This window comes from Kluyvera sp. CHPC 1.251, from assembly GCF_036759945.1.
Lineage (GTDB): Bacteria > Pseudomonadota > Gammaproteobacteria > Enterobacterales > Enterobacteriaceae > Kluyvera > Kluyvera sichuanensis.
In genome coordinates this window covers 20,642-37,188 of sequence record NZ_JAPKIC010000014.1, presented here as the reverse complement: position 1 = coordinate 37,188, position 16,547 = coordinate 20,642, and the positions used below count along the sequence as shown (strand labels likewise).

Here is a 16,547-nt window from a genome sequence, read left to right as displayed (position 1 = left end):
TGGTAAATTTAGATGTCATTAAAAATGTTCTCCTGCCTGAAAGGCAGCACGATTAAGGCGATTTTCCTCGTCTGCCTGGCGGTCGGCGTGGTCGGCGTCTCTTATGGTTCACTGGCAATGGCTTACGGCTTCCCGCTATGGGTGCCGCTGCTGCTCTCGGTTTCGGTCCTCGCGGGCGCGTCCGAGTTTATGTTTATCGGCATCGTCGCCAGCGGCGGTAACCCGTTAGCGGCGGCAGCGGCTGGTCTGTTAGTCAATGCCCGCCATATTCCTTTCGGCGTGACGGTGCGTGACCTGGTGGGCAAGCGTGCCGCCAGCTTTATTGGCTGCCATATCATGAATGACGAGAGCGTAGTCTTCGGCCTATCGCAACCTACGCCAGAACAGCGTAAGGCTGCCTTCTGGCTCTGCGGGGCTGGCGTCGCCATCTTCTGGCCGCTCGGTGCGCTGTTTGGCGCTGCGGTAGGGCGATTACTCCCAGCCCCGGAAACCATCGGGTTGGATGCCGTTTTCCCGGCCATTCTGCTGGCACTGGTGATCCCCGCCTTTAAAAACCGTACCACGCTGATTCGTGCCTGCAGCGGTGCGGCGCTGTCGCTCGCCGCCGTACCCTTTGCCCCTGTCGGGCTGCCGGTCCTGCTCTCTCTGTTTGGCCTGCTGGCGAGGAAAAAATAATGGGTAACATGACGCTGTTTATCGCCGGGATCGTTATTCTTTCGCTGGGAACCTATCTGATGCGTCTCGGCGGCGCAAAGCTCGGCAACCGCCTGGCCTTTTCGGAGCGCTCTCAGGCACTGCTTTCCGATGCCGCCACGGTGCTGCTCTTTTCCGTCGCGCTGGCGACCACGTTCTATGAGGGGGAGCATTTCTCCGGTGCGGCGCGCGTGCTAGGGGTAGGTTTAGCGGTGTTTCTGGCCTGGCGCAAAGCGCCGCTTATCGTCGTGATTATTGCCGCTGCGGTGGCGACCGCGCTGCTGCGTCTGGCAGGTATAAACTAAAAAAGCGCCCCAGGGGCGCTCTTTCTACAGTAACTTTCGTTTATTTATTCAGTTCAGCGGTCATGTGCACGCGGTTACCGGTAAACGCTTCGGTAATTTTATAAGACGATGCGCCTGCAGCCTGTGCCTGAGCGGCGATTTTCGCTTCTGCACCGTCCATTGTGGAGGCCGTTGCGGTCACGGTCTGAGCAGCGAAGGTACCGAAAGAAGCGGCAAGTGCGATAACTGCGACAAAAGTTTTGATGCTTTTCATGATATAAACCCTTTCACTTGGTTGTTTGGATAAGGCGTGTTGCCTTGATGTGATAAATAATAGCCCTCACATCGTTCAACGAAAAGCGGAAGGATTTGTTGTCATTGTTCAAATTAATTGATTAATTTTTCAACTGCACATCAACCCAGTCACAGACCTCTTCAATATCGGGCCGTGCCTGCTGATCAACACAGTAAACGGCCCCCAGATGCATCGGTTCGGCCCGCTCGGCCAGCAGCGCCAGCTCAGGCAGGTACTCTTCTCCGGGATGACCCGGCAAGCGATGCGCTAACCGCTGAGCATAGCGCGCCACCGCGACATCAGGGGGGATCTGATTCCAGATTTCGACAACCCGTTCAACCCCCGCGTTCTGAACTAGCCGCTGCAGTATCTCTTTAGGCTGAAAGCCGAACCAGGCATCAATCACCCAGACACAGCCCGTCGGAGACTGTTCCACAATAGACCAGATAGCCTCGTAGGCAGCACAGCCGAGCTGGCGGTTGAAGGGGCGGTCGATATCGGTAAAGCGCGCCATAAACGGCTCTTTGATGCCGTCGATTGTCAGCAATGGCAGGCCAAAGGTCTGCGAAAGCTGTCGGGCAATGGTGCTCTTTCCAGAGGCGGGTATGCCGTTCACCAGAATGACGGTTTTACAGATCGGCGTAAGATCTCTTTTCATAGCAGCGCCACGACCTCCTCTTTCGAGTTTGCTGCCCGCAGTTTGGCCATGCGTTCATCGTTATCCAGCAACGATATAATGGCGCGGATCCCCTCTTCAATATGCGCATTACTGTCCTGCGCGCCGAACATAATGACAATATCCGCGGCCTCGCTTTCGGCAAACCGGATCGGTTTCTCCAACAGCACGAGGCTAAAACAGTTCCGCTTCACGCTGCACTCAGGACGCGCATGCGGAATGGCAACCCCTTCGTCAAACACGTAATACGCGCCGTGATTCAGGGTATTCTCAATAACGGCCTGCCCGTAATCAGCCGAGATATAACCATTTTCAATCAGCGGCGTGGCCGCCAGTCGGATCACCTTCTGCCAGTCCGACTCAGTGACTCCAACCTGAATGGCATCGGCTTCTATGAGTAGTTCTTTTATCGTCATACTCACTCCCTAAATATTACGTCGAATAATATTGCGTAATTCATCGATACGGATAAACAGTGCGTCAATTTCCTGTCGGTGCGTTTTGCTTTTGGCATATACCGACAACGCCCGGTTATAAATCAACATTAATGCTTTCTGTACCTCGCCATCACTCGGGTTACCCTGTAATTCACCTTCTAATCGGGATATTTCTGCCGCCAGCAGAAGCGACTGTTCATCATAATCTTCCGACGGACTATTTTGCTTTTTCCACAACGTTTTCAATGATTCAAACATAGCGAATCCCCTCCCTGATGAGCTACAGGGTAACGAAATATCGAGTAATAAAGAGATGTTTATTTAAATAAAGCGATCTTTTCCATTAATACCTGAGTGACGGCATTATTTGCTGGAATTAAAAACTTCCGCACGCTGTCATTCACTTTACCTTTTTCAAATGTGATTTTGCATTGATCAACCCACTGCACATTCATTTCTGTGCCGACGTTGACCTTGTTAATTCCCTCAGTCACCGCCAGGCGCATATCCTCATCGCTCACGCCGGTGCCGCCGTGCAACACCAAAGGAACACCGGTTGCCGCACTAATCTCCTTAAGCCGCTGGTGCTGGATTTTTGCCTTGCCGGTATACAGCCCGTGCACTGTCCCCACGGAGACCGCTAACATATCGACCTGGGTTTCATCGACGAAGCGTCTGGCATCCTCTACCGTGGTGAAACAGATATCTTCTACGGCGACGGCTTTGCCGTCTTCAGTGCCACCAATGGCGCCCAGTTCCCCCTCCACCGTAATATTACGCGGGCGCGCCATCTCAACCACGATACGCGTGTTACCGATATTCTCCTCCAGGTTGAGATGAGAACCGTCATACATTACCGACGAGAACCCGGCGTTCATTGCCGTTTCAATGGCGCTGATATCCGAACAGTGATCCAGATGCAGGCAGGTTGGTACATTTTCACTCTCTGCCAGCGAGCTAACCGCATCCACTAATAAACGATAGCCTAAATATTCCGCCGTCCCGGTGGAGATTTGGATCATTAGCGGGCTGTTACTCTGCTGCGCGGCTTTAAAAAAAGCGGGCAGCATTTCAATACAGTGCAAATTAAACGACCCGATGGCTTTAAAATTTCTCTGCTGGGCAATGTTAAGAATATCGTTGAAGTTATGCAGACTCATGAACGTTTTCCCCTTTCGGCTTAGCTGATTTACCGTTTACAAACCATGCCAGTGCGGCGACAAAGACAATAAATAACGCGACAAATAACCAGTTATTCTGGAAGGCGTGGCCTAATACCAGCCCAGAACTAATCACATCCGAATCGCTGAACGTCACACCGGTAAAGCCGTAGCTTTCAAGCATCGGTACCAGGATGGCGGGCAGGAAGGTGATAAACAGCCCGTGCACCACGCCGCCGATCATCGCCCCGCGACGACCGCCCAGCGCATTGCCGAAGACCCCCGCCGTGCCGCCCGCAAAGAAGTTCGTGAGCAGGCCGGGCAGAATCATCGCCAGACCGAACATCGGGAAGACCAGCATGCCGATGATCGAACCCACAGTGGTTGCCAGGAAACCGACAATCACGGCATTAGGCGCATAAGGGAACAGCACTGGGCAGTCCAGCGCCGGCTTGGCATCGGGGACAATCCGCATTGCAATCCCGCGAAACGCTGGCACCAGTTCATTGAGCAGCAGGCGCACGCCGCTATAGAGAACGAAGACCCCGGCCACAAACTGGATGGACTGCATAAAGGCGTACATCAGGTAGTTAATGCCGTTAGAGAACTGGCCGATATAGGCCGGACCTGCCGCCAATGCCGGGATGAGGTACATCGGCACCATGACCACTGCCATGGCGAGATAGGTATCCTGCAGAAACTTGAAGTTATCCGGTAATTCAAGATCTTCTGTAGAGCGAGAGCCTTTGCCGACCACTTTAGCGACCGCCGCCTGCACCAGGTAACCAATGGTGCAGAAGTGCCCCAGCGCGACATCATCTGAGCCGGTGATCCGCCGAACTACCGGTTGCGCCAGCGCGGGCATCAGTACCGCCATGACGCCGCCGAAGATCCCGCCGGTCAAAATCAGCGGCAGCCCTGTCAGCCCGGCTTTATAGCCGATAACTGCGCCAATGGTCGCCATCCACAGCAATGCCTGGCCTGTCAGGAAGATATATTTCAGCGGCGTCAGGCGAGCGATGATGATATTGACGGCAAAAATCACCAGCAGGGTCAGCGCCACCTCGGAGCCCAGCTCACGGTTGGCTAAACCGGCAATTGCCGCGACATCGGTAATGTAGCCCTTCATGCCAAAGCCCTGAGTGAAGATGTCATTCAGGAACGTCAGCGTGGCCACAATGATGTTGATACCGGCCATCATGATTAAAAAGCCGAGCAGGGTTTTAAACGTGCCCTCAGCGGTTTTGCCCGGTGATTTTTTCTGTAGGATAAGCCCCAGCATCGCAATAAAGGCAATGAGGATTGAAGCCTGGCCGAGCAAATCTTTGACGATAAACTCAACGACACTATTCATAGTCGGCTACCTGTAAATTACGTTCATTTAAAAACGCGACAATTTTTTGCTCGATCTCATCTTTGTCCGTCAGCTTATTTAATATCACCACGCGTTTTATCTCTTCTTCGCTGGCATCGGCTGTCAGAATATCGGCAAAGGTTTTTTGCGTCAGAATCATGTCAGATTTAAATGCCCCGGCCTCTGAGACCGTGGTGTGTTCAATATGTGCCGGAATTTCCAGTTTTTTTAAAACAGCCTTAGCGGTCATTTCGATAGCAAAGCTTGAGCCGAGGCCGCAGCCACATACGCAGAGAATTTTCAGCATGTAGGGTCTCCTCAAATTATATTGAGTTGTTTGGCAAGTTTATAATAATGTCCGTCGGTATCAACCAGACGTTTTTTCATACTGACTAAATCAATCGGAATAGGTTTATTGCTTGAATTAATAATAACGGCTTTATTTTTCATACCAGATTGAATACAGCGAACCACTTCATTCGCCATAATGGTGCCCTGATAAATTTCCTCACAGGTCGGGTCGCCACTGCGTAAACCGTAGCCAATAATGGTTTTACGAATCCGCACGCCAATACGCGGTTCAAGTTGTTTTATCATGGTATCTATTGCGCCCTGAAAGCCCGGAGAGTACTCGCGGGTGTAACCTTCCGAGCACAGAATAACGACGCTGTTCTGGTTAGCCAGTTTTTGCTTAACACGCTCTGCCAGAGCGTCCAGAGGGATCTGCGCTTCTGGAATCAGCGCAATATCGGCGTTCGATTTTATCGCCGATTGCAGCGTTAGCTCGCCGCAGTAACCGCCCAGAATCTCCGCCATAAAAACGCGCCCTGGGAGTGCCCTGCCGGTATTTCTTAAGCGCGATACCTCTTTGATAATTTGCTCGCAGGCGGTAGAAAAACCAATGGTGTAATCACTGCCATAAACATCATTGTCAATCGTCATACCCACACCAAAGCAGTTAATATCAAATTCGCTGAGCGTATTCAGGAATTGCAGACTGCCATCACCGCCAGCCATAATCAGCACATCAATCCGTAACGACTTTATTTTTCGCGCAATGGTTTCGTATTCACTTCGCTGTAAATTTCGTGCCGTACGTCCGGACGTAATAATTGGAATAGAGGAAATTGAAAAGTCCACTAAATCTGACCAGGAGACCTCCCGGTGATTTTTATCTAATAAACCCGGTATGCCGCCGTTAAATAGCGTGATCTGTGCACAGGCAAGTCTCGCGACCTGAAAAATAAAATTATTTATTCCGGAGACATCTCCGCCGCTAATGACAATACCGATTTTCATCTTCTGCCCTCACCTGTTTCCGTGAAAGCATTTTTCCCTGACTTCAAGACATCTATTTGCAACGAAGATCACATAATAGCGATAATTTAAGTCATGCCTAACATTGACACATAATAAAAATGGGTGTTTTTTGTGATTTAAATCTCATTTTTCAAATGAGACGGATACGACATTTATTAATTAAAAACTTTAATTATCAGGAAGTTATTTTATGGGCAAATACCCATAAATAAACAAATGGTTTTCAGGATTGTTGACGCTTTTATGAGAGAGCAAAAATGTGAACGTCGGCACATAATTTTGTCTTAAGAAGGGGGCGATGTATGGAGAGATTTGGTAGATACAAAAAAAGCGCCCCTGGGGCGCTCTTTCTACAGTAACTTTCGCTTATTTATTCAGTTCAGCGGTCATGTGCACACGGTTACCGGTAAACGCTTCGGTAATTTTATAAGACGATGCGCCTGCAGCCTGTGCCTGAGCGGCGATTTTCGCTTCTGCACCGTCCATTGTGGAGGCCGTTGCGGTCACGGTCTGAGCAGCGAAGGTACCGAAAGAAGCGGCGAATGCGATAACTGCGACAAAAGTTTTGATGCTTTTCATGATGTAAACCCTTTCACTTGGTTGTTTGGATAAGGCGCGTTGCCTTGATGTGATAAATAGTAGGCCACATTCTCATCAACTAATAGCGGAATGATTTGCATTTATCTTTCAATTTTTTTGAGATAGAAAATGTTATTAAGTCAGGATCTAAAAGGTTTACTGGAGAGTCGAAGAAAACCGCTGTCGGCGGGCGACTGGCTCCTCCATCAGGGGGAGATGCAAAGCTATTTTTACTATTTGCATCATGGTGTTGTTCGCGCGGTTTATCACTCAGACCAGGGCGTGGAGCGGGTAAAAGAGTTCTATTTTTCGGGGGAGTGCTGCTTTTTATATCTCAACTGGTTAACGGCTACCCCTGCTGATTACAGCCTGCAGGCGCTCGCGGCGGGAGAGGTCAGTGAAGTTCCCCTCTCTTTTCTGGATGCCGCCGAAAATCAGAACTGCAAAATGCAGCTTCTCATTCAGCAACTTATCTACAAAGAAAAAAAGGAGCAGATGCTGCTGCTCAATACCCCTGAGCAACGCTATCGGTATATTCAGAACCAGTTCCCGGACTGGGAGTCACAGCTTACGCAACGGGATCTCGCCAGCTATATCGGGATTACGCCGGTCAGCCTTTCGCGCATTCGCCAACGCCTTAACAAAGGTTAACGCCATCGCCGATGGCGTCACTTATTGTTCCGCCATTCATTTGTGCAATGGCGTCCGTTATGAACACATTTCTTGTTTCCCAGATTCTTGCTGGCATCAGCTTTGGGCTGGATATTTCAGCCTTTCACTTTCGTCACCGAACCATGACGCTCACCCTTCTTGCCGGCTCAACCAGCCTGCTGGCGCTCCATTTTTATCTGCTGGAGCAGCCTGTGGCATCCGGGTTGATGGCGATTGCGGCTTGCCGCTTTACGGCAGCGATCCTGACGCAGCGTCTATGGGCAATGTGGGTATTTATGGCGGCGTCGGTAATCTGTAGCGCCTGTTTCTGGCAGGGAATGACGAACCTGTTGCCGTTGGCCGGCAGCCTGCTGATGACCTTCGCCTCTTTTCAGGATAAGACCAATAAACTGCGAGGATACACGCTGGGAGGCAGTTTATGCTGGGTGCTAAACAATGTGATTGTCGGTTCGCCGATGGCTATCATCATGGAGATGGCGTTTTCAGGCAGCATTTTACTGGCTGCCTGGCGTCATTACTCCGTCAATAAGCGCTCTGGGTGGGTATAAATCGTCGCTCTGCCCGGCTTGCAAAAACCCACCAGCGTCAGGTTGCAGCGCTCGGCAACTTCCACCGCCAGCGTGGTGGCTGCAGAGACCGCAAACAAAATCTCAACGCCACACATGGCTGACTTCTGCACCATTTCATAGCTGGCGCGGCTGGAAACCAGCGCAGCGCCCCGCTGCCAGCGCATGCCTTCCTGCGCACGGTGGCCCAGCAGTTTATCCAGCGCCACGTGGCGGCCCACGTCTTCATGCCCGCCCGCCAGTTCGCCCGACGGCATCACCCAGGCCGCCGCATGAGTGCAGCCCGTTTCACGACCAACCGGTTGCACGTCGTTTAAATGTCTGAGCGCATGGTCAAGGTGGGCCAGGTCGAAGGTCTGGCTGAAAGGTAGCGGCTGAATAGGCTTACCGATATCGTTGAGCTGTTCAACGCCGCAGACGCCGCACCCGGTACGCCCGGCGAGCGCACGACGGCGCTCTTTGAGCCCCATAAAGCGACGGCTGGAGAGTTCGATTCTGACTTCCACGCCGTTACAGGCCGGCACCACGTCCATGCCGAAAATTTCACGCGGGTGTTCGATGATGCCCTCAGACAGAGAAAAGCCAATCGCAAATGCTTCGAGGTCTTTCGGCGTCGCCATCATCACGACGTGGGAAATGCCGTTGTAGACCAGCGCAACGGGAACTTCTTCAGCAAGAATATCCTGTGTCGGTTGCATAATTTTTGGCCTTCTGAAGACGGAACGCTCGACCGCACCAATCAACTGCAACGAGGGTTCGACTTCATCTTTAACATTAAACACGGCAAGTACTCTGAACGACATCAACAATAAGGGGCGTCTATTCCATCACAACAGGAGGGAATTGAGGCTTATTATGGATCAACTTTGTGGTGCAATAACGCACAGTGCGCATTTTTTAGTGGCATTCTGCTACAAAATGGCTGTTTAAACTATAGGTACTACCTTGTGGTTATCTTCGTTAATCACCCGCCAAATTAGCGCGATAAACAGGGTTAAATGTGATAAATCTCACGATTCAATGTTAATCCGCGCAAAATCCATTCACCTATCATTAACCGCATTGGAACAAGCCTACCGATATTGTGGTATTCTGAACCAAAGCCCTCCAGGAACTGAGGGCATCTTAGTATTCAGAATCTTCGTCTGACTACGACGGAGAACAACTACAAGCAATGACAATGTCGAAACAAGGAGCGAACCATGCAGGTCAGCAGAAGGCAGTTCTTTAAGATCTGCGCTGGCGGTATGGCAGGAACCACGGCAGCCGCACTGGGCTTTGCCCCAGGCATCGCACTCGCGGAAACACGGCAGTATAAATTGCTGCGCACCCGTGAGACCCGTAACACCTGCACTTACTGCTCTGTCGGTTGTGGGCTTTTAATGTATAGCCTCGGCGACGGCGCAAAAAACGCAAAAGCCTCAATTTTCCACATCGAAGGGGATCCGGATCACCCGGTCAACCGCGGCGCGCTGTGCCCGAAAGGCGCAGGACTGGTGGACTTTATCCACTCTGAAAGCCGTCTGAAATATCCTGAATACCGCGCACCTGGCTCCAATAAATGGCAGCAAATCAGCTGGGATGAAGCGTTCGACCGCATCGCTAAGCTGATGAAGGCCGACCGCGACGCCAACTTTATCGAGAAAAACGAAGCTGGCACTACCGTTAACCGTTGGTTGACCACCGGTATGCTGTGCGCCTCTGCTTCCAGTAACGAAACCGGCTTCTTAACACAGAAATTCACCCGCGCGCTCGGCATGCTCGCGGTCGACAACCAAGCGCGTGTCTGACACGGACCAACGGTAGCAAGTCTTGCTCCAACATTTGGTCGCGGTGCGATGACCAACCACTGGGTTGACATGAAGAACGCCAACCTCATCGTCGTGATGGGTGGGAACGCGGCAGAAGCGCATCCGGTGGGGTTCCGCTGGGCGATGGAAGCCAAGATCCATAATGGCGCGAAGCTGATTGTTATCGACCCCCGCTTTACGCGAACCGCGTCAGTGGCGGATTTCTACGCCCCAATTCGCTCCGGCACCGACATTACCTTCCTGTCGGGCGTGATGCTGTACCTGTTGAATAACGAAAAATTCAACCGTGAGTACACCGAAGCCTATACCAACGCCAGCCTTATCGTGCGTGAAGACTTTAGCTTCAACGACGGCCTGTTCAGCGGCTATGACGCCGAAGCGCGTAAATACGATAAGACCTCCTGGAACTACGAACTGGATGAGAACGGCCACGCGAAACGCGATACCACCCTCACCCATCCGCGTTGCGTCTGGAATCTGCTGAAACAGCATATTTCCCGCTACACGCCGGAAATGGTCGAGAAAATCTGCGGTACGCCAAAAGCCGACTTCCTGAAAGTCTGCGAGTACATCGCAGAGACCAGCGCGCACGATAAAACCGCCTCGTTCCTGTATGCACTGGGCTGGACGCAGCACTCCATCGGTTCGCAGAACATCCGTACCATGGCGATGATTCAGCTGCTGCTCGGCAACATGGGTATGGCAGGCGGCGGCGTGAACGCCCTGCGCGGCCACTCCAACATCCAGGGTCTGACCGACCTCGGCCTGCTGTCGACAAGCCTGCCGGGCTACATGACGTTGCCAAACGAGAAGCAGACTGACCTGCAAACCTACCTCACCGCCAACACGCCTAAACCGCTGTTGGATGGCCAGGTGAACTACTGGGGCAACTACCCGAAATTCTTCGTCTCGATGATGAAGACCTTCTACGGCGATAAAGCGACGGCGGAAAATAGCTGGGGCTTTGACTGGCTGCCGAAGTGGGACAAAGGGTACGACGTCCTGCAGTACTTCGAGATGATGAACGAGGGTAAGGTCAACGGCTATCTTTGCCAGGGCTTTAACCCGGTGGCTTCATTCCCGAACAAAAACAAAACGGTCGCGGCGCTTTCTAAACTGAAGTTCCTCGTCACCATTGACCCGCTCAACACCGAAACGGCGACCTTCTGGCAAAACCACGGTGAGTCGAACGATGTTGATCCATCGAAAATCCAGACCGAAGTGTTCCGCCTGCCGTCCACCTGCTTCGCCGAAGAGAACGGTTCTATCGTGAACTCCGGCCGCTGGCTGCAGTGGCACTGGAAAGGCGCGGACGCCCCGGGGGATGCCGTCACCGACGGTGAGATCCTGGCCGGCATCTTCTTACGCCTGCGTAAGATGTACGCCGAAGAGGGCGGCCCGGTACCTGAACAGGTACTGAACATGAGCTGGAACTACTCAACGCCGGATGAGCCTGCGTCTGAGGAAGTGGCGATGGAGAACAACGGTAAGGCGCTGGCCGATATTATCGACCCGGCCACCGGCGCGGTTATCGTGAAGAAAGGCCAACAGCTGAGCTCGTTCGCCCAACTGCGCGATGACGGTACCACCGCCAGCGGCTGCTGGATCTTCGCCGGTAGCTGGACGCCGGACGGCAACCAGATGGCGCGTCGCGATAACGCCGATCCATCCGGCCTTGGCAACACGCTGGGCTGGGCCTGGGCATGGCCGCTGAACCGTCGCATCCTGTATAACCGTGCCTCCGCAGACCCGCAGGGTAACCCGTGGGATCCGAAGCGCCAGCTCCTCAAGTGGGACGGCGCGAAATGGGGCGGCGTGGATATTCCGGACTACAGCGCCGCGGCACCGGGCAGCAACGTCGGGCCGTTTATCATGCAGCCTGAAGGGATGGGTCGCCTGTTCGCCCTCGATAAGATGGCAGAAGGTCCGTTCCCGGAACACTACGAGCCGTTTGAAACGCCGCTGGGCACCAACCCGCTGCACCCGAACGTCATCTCAAACCCTGCCGCCCGTATCTTTAAAGGCGATAGGGAAGCGCTGGGTAAAGCGGATAAGTTCCCGTACGTCGGTACCACCTACCGTCTGACCGAGCACTTCCACTACTGGACCAAGCATGCGCTGCTTAACGCCATCGCACAGCCGGAACAGTTTGTGGAGATTGGTGAGAAGCTGGCCGATAAGCTCGGCATCGGCCACGGCGATACCGTGAAGGTCTCCTCTAACCGCGGCTATATCAAAGCCAAGGCGGTGGTGACCAAGCGTATCCGCACGCTGAAAGTTGACGGTAAGGATATCGATACCATCGGTATTCCAATCCACTGGGGCTATGAAGGCGTGGCGAAGAAAGGGTTTATTGCGAATACCCTGACACCGTCCGTCGGCGATGCGAACTCGCAGACGCCGGAATTTAAGTCCTTCCTGGTGAACGTGGAAAAGGTGTAACGGAGACGACCTATGGCTTATCAATCGCAGGACATCATCCGTCGTTCCGCCACTAATGGTTTCACCCCCGCGCCTCGTGCGCGGGATCACCAGGAAGAGGTGGCGAAGCTTATCGACGTGACCACTTGTATCGGCTGCAAAGCCTGTCAGGTGGCCTGTTCGGAGTGGAACGATATCCGTGACGAGATTGGCAGCAACGTCGGGGTGTATGACAACCCGGCGGATTTAACCGCCAAATCCTGGACGGTAATGCGTTTCTCGGAAGTAGAGCAGAACGACAAATTAGAGTGGCTCATCCGTAAGGATGGCTGTATGCACTGTGCCGACCCGGGCTGCCTGAAGGCATGCCCGTCAGAAGGGGCTATCATTCAGTATGCCAACGGCATCGTCGACTTCCAGTCAGAGCAGTGCATTGGCTGCGGCTACTGTATTGCTGGCTGCCCGTTCAACGTGCCGCGACTGAACCCGGAAGACAACCGCGTCTACAAATGTACGCTGTGCGTTGACCGCGTGAACGTTGGGCAAGAACCGGCATGCGTGAAAACCTGCCCAACCGGCGCAATCCACTTTGGTTCCAAAGAGGATATGAAAGTGCTGGCGGGCGAGCGTGTGGCCGAACTGAAAACCCGTGGTTACGACAATGCGGGCCTGTACGATCCGGCTGGCGTTGGCGGTACGCACGTGATGTACGTGCTGCACCATGCCGATAAACCGAATCTGTACCACGGTCTGCCGGAGAACCCGGAAATCAGCGCTACCGTGAAGTTCTGGAAAGGCGTCTGGAAACCGCTGGCCGCCATCGGCTTTGCCGCTACGTTCGCCGCGAGCATCTTCCACTACGTCGGGGTCGGTCCGAACCGTGCGGAAGAGGAAGAAGACAATCTGGATGAGAAAGACGATGAGGTGCGCAAATGAAAAAACGTGACACCATCGTGCGCTACACGGCGCCGGAACGCATCAACCACTGGGTCACCGCCTTCTGCTTCATGCTGGCGGCGATAAGCGGGCTGGGATTTTTCTTCCCTTCCTTCAACTGGCTGATGCAAATCATGGGGACTCCGCAGCTGGCGCGAATTCTGCACCCGTTTGTCGGGGTCATCATGTTTGCCTCGTTTATCATCATGTTTTTCCGCTACTGGCACCACAATCTAATCAATCGGGATGATATCTTTTGGGCGAAGAATATTCGTAAGATCGTCGTCAACGAGGAAGTAGGTGACACCGGGCGTTATAACTTCGGCCAGAAATGCGTATTCTGGGCGGCGATTATCTTCCTGGTGCTGCTGTTGGTGAGCGGTGTGGTTATCTGGCGTCCGTACTTTGCGCCTGCTTTCTCAATCCCGGTGATCCGATTTGCGCTAATGCTGCATTCATTTGCCGCAGTGGCGTTAATTGTGGTTATCATGGTGCATATCTACGCCGCCCTTTGGGTGAAAGGCACCATTACCGCGATGGTGGAGGGATGGGTTACCAAAACGTGGGCGAAGAAACACCACCCGCGCTGGTACCGTGAAGTCCGCCAGAAACAGGAAAAGTCATCTGAATGAGTATTCGCATAATCCCGCAAGATGAGCTGGGTTCGAGCGAGAAACGTACGGCGGAAGTCATTCCGCCGTTGTTGTTCCCCAGACTCAAGAACCTCTACAACCGCCGCGCCGAACGTCTGCGCGAGCTGGCAGAAAATAATCCGCTGGGTGATTACCTGCGCTTTGCCGCGCTGATCGCCCACGCACAGGAAGTGGTGCTGTACGACCACCCGCTGAAAATGGATCTCACCGCGCGCATCAAAGAAGCGAATGACCAGGGCAAACCGCCGCTGGACATTCACGTTCTGCCCCGCGACAAGCACTGGCACACGCTGCTGCAATCAATGATTGCCGAGCTGAAGCCAGAGATGAGTGGCCCAGCGCTGGCGGTCATCGAGAACCTGGAGAAAGCCTCCGAGCAAGAGCTGGAGCAGATGGCGAGCGCGCTGTTTGCCTCTGACTTTGCTTCCGTAAGCAGTGATAAAGCGCCGTTTATCTGGGCTGCGCTGTCGCTTTACTGGGCGCAAATGGCCAGTCTGATTCCGGGCAAAGCCCGCGCCGAATACGGCGAACAGCGCCAGTTCTGTCCGGTTTGCGGCTCAATGCCGGTCTCCAGCATGGTACAAATCGGTACCACTCAGGGGCTGCGCTATCTGCACTGCAACCTGTGTGAAACCGAGTGGCACGTGGTGCGCGTGAAGTGCAGTAACTGCGAACAGAGCCGCGACCTGCATTACTGGTCATTGGACAACGAGCAGGCTGCCATCAAAGCCGAAAGCTGCGGTGACTGCGGCACTTACCTGAAGATTCTGTATCAGGAAAAAGACCCGAAAGTCGAAGCGGTTGCCGACGACCTTGCCTCACTGGTATTGGACGCACGAATGGAGCAGGAAGGGTTCGCCCGCAGCTCGATTAACCCGTTCTTGTTCCCGGGGGAAGGGGAGTAAATTCCCGCGCTAAACCGGGCTGCATTTTCGGCCCGGTTTACAGCGCATAGGGTAGAATCACACCCGGAAGCCCCGCAAAATCCTTGGTATTGCGCGTCACCAGCTCCCGGCGATGAACATGCGCAGTAGCCAGAATAATGGCATCGGGCAGCTTCATGCCGTACTCCTGCCGTAGATTCACACTCTGCTCCGCAATCTCTTCTGTCACACCAATAATTTCAAATGCGCTCAAGGCAATTCGCGTTCGCTGCTCTTGATGAAAGCGCTTTGCCCCTATCATGACCTCCATCCAGGTAATCAGGCTTATAGCATGTTGCGGAGGATAAGAGTCCATCGCCCGCTTCGCCTCCATCCTCCCACTGAAGAGATCGATTAAGATGTTGGTATCAAAAAGCACAGGCCTGTTCATCGCAGCCACTCTTCCCGCAGTTTTCGTTCATACTCAACGCCATCCTCTTCACACTCTTGCCAGATCCCAAGCGCACCCGAGATCATAAGCTCAGCCTGGCTTTGCTTTTCCAGATATTGCTCAACGGCTTCACGCAACAGTTCCGCACGGGGAAGATTTCGCTGCTGTTTAAGGATGTCGAGGCGCTTAATCACCTCGTCCGACAAATCGAGAAGTATTCTGCCCATATCCCTTTCAACCATCACGCTCATATATACCTCCAGTATATCACTCGTGCTCAATAAGCGAACAAAATACACATGATTTAAATAAGGTTATAGGCTGCAATGGAGAAATCGTTCATTTTTGCGAGCCGCTATCCACAATCACCACCCTACCCAATTTCCCCGTTTTCATTCGCGATAAACCAGGCTATAAAGCTGTATGTTTATACAGCGAAAAGGACATCATCATGGCATTGGAAAACGGCATTGCGCAGTTAGTTGCTGAGTTTATTGCAGCGGGTCGCCCCTCTTCACGCAAGCAGAATATTGATGACCGGAGAAAGGGTTATATTGCCAGCACAGCGCTGGCAGGCGAAAAAGAGATTCGCGTCAAATCAGAAGATATTGTGCTGGAAGAGATGACATTTCGCGTCATTTCGCCGCTAAATGCAGCCTCTTCACTCCCCTGCATTATCTACTTTCATGGCGGCTGTTTTGTCAGCGGTGGGTTTATCACCCATGATAATCAGCTGCGACAATTAGCCTGGCATAGCGGGTGTCGGGTCATTGCGGTGCAGTATCGGCTGGCGCCAGAACACGCTTTCCCCACCGCCCACGATGACGCCGAGCAAGGCGCAAATCTCATCCACAAATACGCGCAGCAGTTGGGTATTGACCGCCAGCGGGTAACACTGATGGGGGACAGCGCGGGCGCGCATCTGGCGCTGGTAACCGCGCTGCGCCTGAAAGCTTCCGCCGTGTGGGCTCCCGCGAAACTCGTGCTGATTTACCCTATGCTTGACGCAACAGCCAGCTTTGCAAGCTATGTCAGCAATGGCCAGGACTACATCATTACCCGCGACACGCTGCTCTCCGGCTTTGAAATGTATCTTCAGGAACACGACCCACTGCACCCGGAAGCCAGCCCGCTTTGGCGCGATGATTTTAACGGCCTGCCGCCGGTGCATATCATCACCGCCGAGTACGATCCGCTGCGGGATGAAGGAGAAGCGCTGTTTGAACGGCTCACCCGGCAAGGTGTGCCATGCACCAGCCAACGCCATCTCGGCGTTATTCACGGCTTTTTTCAGCTAGGTGGCATAAGCCAAACGGCGCGGGAGGCAATGCAGGACGTGGCCCGACGGGTGGCGGGCCACTGAATATGTTGGGCGA

Annotated in this window: 21 protein-coding genes; 9 read left to right on the top strand and 12 right to left on the bottom strand. The window is 53.3% G+C overall.

The features are described 5' to 3' along the window. The first annotated feature begins 24 nt into the window (after positions 1-24). Together V6940_RS20670 and V6940_RS20665 are read left to right on the top strand one after the other, a co-directional pair. Positions 25-675 (top strand): AzlC family ABC transporter permease, encoded by a 651-nt coding sequence (locus V6940_RS20670; RefSeq protein WP_185668863.1) that lies wholly within the window; start codon positions 25-27, stop codon positions 673-675. Continuing rightward, entirely contained in the window at positions 675-998 is a 324-nt protein-coding gene (locus V6940_RS20665) for an AzlD domain-containing protein (protein ID WP_333497140.1), read from the top strand. Before V6940_RS20670 ends, V6940_RS20665 begins: the two co-directional genes overlap by 1 nt. A 40-nt stretch (positions 999-1,038) precedes the next feature. Here V6940_RS20665 and V6940_RS20660 read toward each other — a convergent pair whose 3' ends face one another. The 9 genes from V6940_RS20660 to V6940_RS20620 all read right to left on the bottom strand — a co-directional run bounded on the left by V6940_RS20660 (position 1,039) and on the right by V6940_RS20620 (position 6,798). Continuing rightward, positions 1,039-1,251: a YdgH/BhsA/McbA-like domain containing protein gene (locus V6940_RS20660; protein ID WP_333497139.1), complete on the bottom strand. Its 213-nt coding sequence runs from the start codon at positions 1,249-1,251 to the stop codon at positions 1,039-1,041. A 121-nt stretch (positions 1,252-1,372) separates the two neighbouring features. Further along, positions 1,373-1,930, bottom strand: coding sequence for an AAA family ATPase (locus tag V6940_RS20655; protein WP_333497138.1), 558 nt, complete (start codon positions 1,928-1,930; stop codon positions 1,373-1,375). Continuing rightward, the gene (locus V6940_RS20650; RefSeq protein ID WP_333497137.1) at positions 1,927-2,364 is read right to left on the bottom strand and encodes a PTS sugar transporter subunit IIA; all 438 of its coding nucleotides are present in this window, start codon (positions 2,362-2,364) and stop codon (positions 1,927-1,929) included. Before V6940_RS20650 ends, V6940_RS20655 begins: the two co-directional genes overlap by 4 nt. 9 nt (positions 2,365-2,373) lie before the next feature. Next, positions 2,374-2,643, bottom strand: coding sequence for a hypothetical protein (locus tag V6940_RS20645; protein WP_333497136.1), 270 nt, complete (start codon positions 2,641-2,643; stop codon positions 2,374-2,376). A gap of 59 nt (positions 2,644-2,702) precedes the next feature. Beyond that, positions 2,703-3,545 (bottom strand): class II fructose-bisphosphate aldolase, encoded by an 843-nt coding sequence (locus tag V6940_RS20640; protein WP_333497135.1) that lies wholly within the window; start codon positions 3,543-3,545, stop codon positions 2,703-2,705. Further along, entirely contained in the window at positions 3,532-4,899 is a 1,368-nt protein-coding gene (locus V6940_RS20635) for a PTS sugar transporter subunit IIC (RefSeq protein WP_333497134.1), read from the bottom strand. The genes V6940_RS20640 and V6940_RS20635 overlap by 14 nt, the downstream gene beginning before the upstream one ends. Beyond that, positions 4,892-5,206 carry a PTS sugar transporter subunit IIB gene (locus V6940_RS20630; protein ID WP_185668838.1) on the bottom strand — a complete coding sequence of 105 codons (315 nt, stop codon included), beginning with the start codon at positions 5,204-5,206 and terminating at the stop codon, positions 4,892-4,894. Before V6940_RS20630 ends, V6940_RS20635 begins: the two co-directional genes overlap by 8 nt. A gap of 11 nt (positions 5,207-5,217) precedes the next feature. Next, complete coding sequence (locus V6940_RS20625; protein ID WP_333497133.1) at positions 5,218-6,198, bottom strand: 6-phosphofructokinase; 981 nt, start codon at positions 6,196-6,198, stop codon at positions 5,218-5,220. 387 nt (positions 6,199-6,585) lie between these two features. After that, positions 6,586-6,798: a YdgH/BhsA/McbA-like domain containing protein gene (locus V6940_RS20620; RefSeq protein WP_333497132.1), complete on the bottom strand. Its 213-nt coding sequence runs from the start codon at positions 6,796-6,798 to the stop codon at positions 6,586-6,588. 129 nt (positions 6,799-6,927) lie between these two features. On the opposite strand from V6940_RS20620, the gene V6940_RS20615 reads away from it, so the two are divergent. Continuing rightward, the gene (locus tag V6940_RS20615; protein ID WP_333497131.1) at positions 6,928-7,449 is read left to right on the top strand and encodes a Crp/Fnr family transcriptional regulator; all 522 of its coding nucleotides are present in this window, start codon (positions 6,928-6,930) and stop codon (positions 7,447-7,449) included. Positions 7,450-7,508: 59 nt separating this feature from the next. Beyond that, positions 7,509-8,018: a YgjV family protein gene (locus tag V6940_RS20610; protein WP_333497130.1), complete on the top strand. Its 510-nt coding sequence runs from the start codon at positions 7,509-7,511 to the stop codon at positions 8,016-8,018. On the opposite strand, the gene fdhD is transcribed toward V6940_RS20610, so the two are convergent. Continuing rightward, the gene (gene fdhD / locus V6940_RS20605) at positions 7,985-8,734 is read right to left on the bottom strand and encodes a formate dehydrogenase accessory sulfurtransferase FdhD (RefSeq protein WP_220439053.1); all 750 of its coding nucleotides are present in this window, start codon (positions 8,732-8,734) and stop codon (positions 7,985-7,987) included. The two genes, V6940_RS20610 and fdhD, sit on opposite strands and share 34 nt — an antisense overlap. A gap of 504 nt (positions 8,735-9,238) precedes the next feature. On the opposite strand from fdhD, the gene fdnG reads away from it, so the two are divergent. Genes fdnG through fdhE form a run of 4 tightly spaced genes read left to right on the top strand, consistent with a single transcriptional unit; the run spans position 9,239 to position 14,762 of the window. Continuing rightward, a complete protein-coding gene (fdnG, locus tag V6940_RS20600) occupies positions 9,239-12,289 on the top strand; it encodes a formate dehydrogenase-N subunit alpha (RefSeq protein ID WP_220439051.1) in 3,051 nt (1,016 codons plus the stop codon). 12 nt (positions 12,290-12,301) lie between these two features. Then, positions 12,302-13,204, top strand: a complete 903-nt coding sequence (gene fdxH / locus V6940_RS20595) for a formate dehydrogenase subunit beta (protein ID WP_035892321.1) — start codon at positions 12,302-12,304, stop codon at positions 13,202-13,204. Beyond that, a complete protein-coding gene (gene fdoI, locus V6940_RS20590) occupies positions 13,201-13,836 on the top strand; it encodes a formate dehydrogenase cytochrome b556 subunit (protein ID WP_035892320.1) in 636 nt (211 codons plus the stop codon). The genes fdxH and fdoI overlap by 4 nt, the downstream gene beginning before the upstream one ends. Beyond that, entirely contained in the window at positions 13,833-14,762 is a 930-nt protein-coding gene (fdhE, locus tag V6940_RS20585) for a formate dehydrogenase accessory protein FdhE (protein ID WP_185668846.1), read from the top strand. The genes fdoI and fdhE overlap by 4 nt, the downstream gene beginning before the upstream one ends. A 37-nt stretch (positions 14,763-14,799) precedes the next feature. On the opposite strand, the gene V6940_RS20580 is transcribed toward fdhE, so the two are convergent. Next, positions 14,800-15,171, bottom strand: a complete 372-nt coding sequence (locus V6940_RS20580) for a type II toxin-antitoxin system VapC family toxin (protein ID WP_333497129.1) — start codon at positions 15,169-15,171, stop codon at positions 14,800-14,802. Continuing rightward, the gene (locus tag V6940_RS20575; protein ID WP_333497179.1) at positions 15,168-15,416 is read right to left on the bottom strand and encodes a CopG family transcriptional regulator; all 249 of its coding nucleotides are present in this window, start codon (positions 15,414-15,416) and stop codon (positions 15,168-15,170) included. Before V6940_RS20575 ends, V6940_RS20580 begins: the two co-directional genes overlap by 4 nt. 206 nt (positions 15,417-15,622) lie before the next feature. On the opposite strand from V6940_RS20575, the gene V6940_RS20570 reads away from it, so the two are divergent. Next, on the top strand, positions 15,623-16,534 hold the full coding sequence (locus V6940_RS20570; protein WP_333497128.1) for an alpha/beta hydrolase: 912 nt from the start codon (positions 15,623-15,625) through the stop codon (positions 16,532-16,534). Positions 16,535-16,547: the final 13 nt, after the last annotated feature.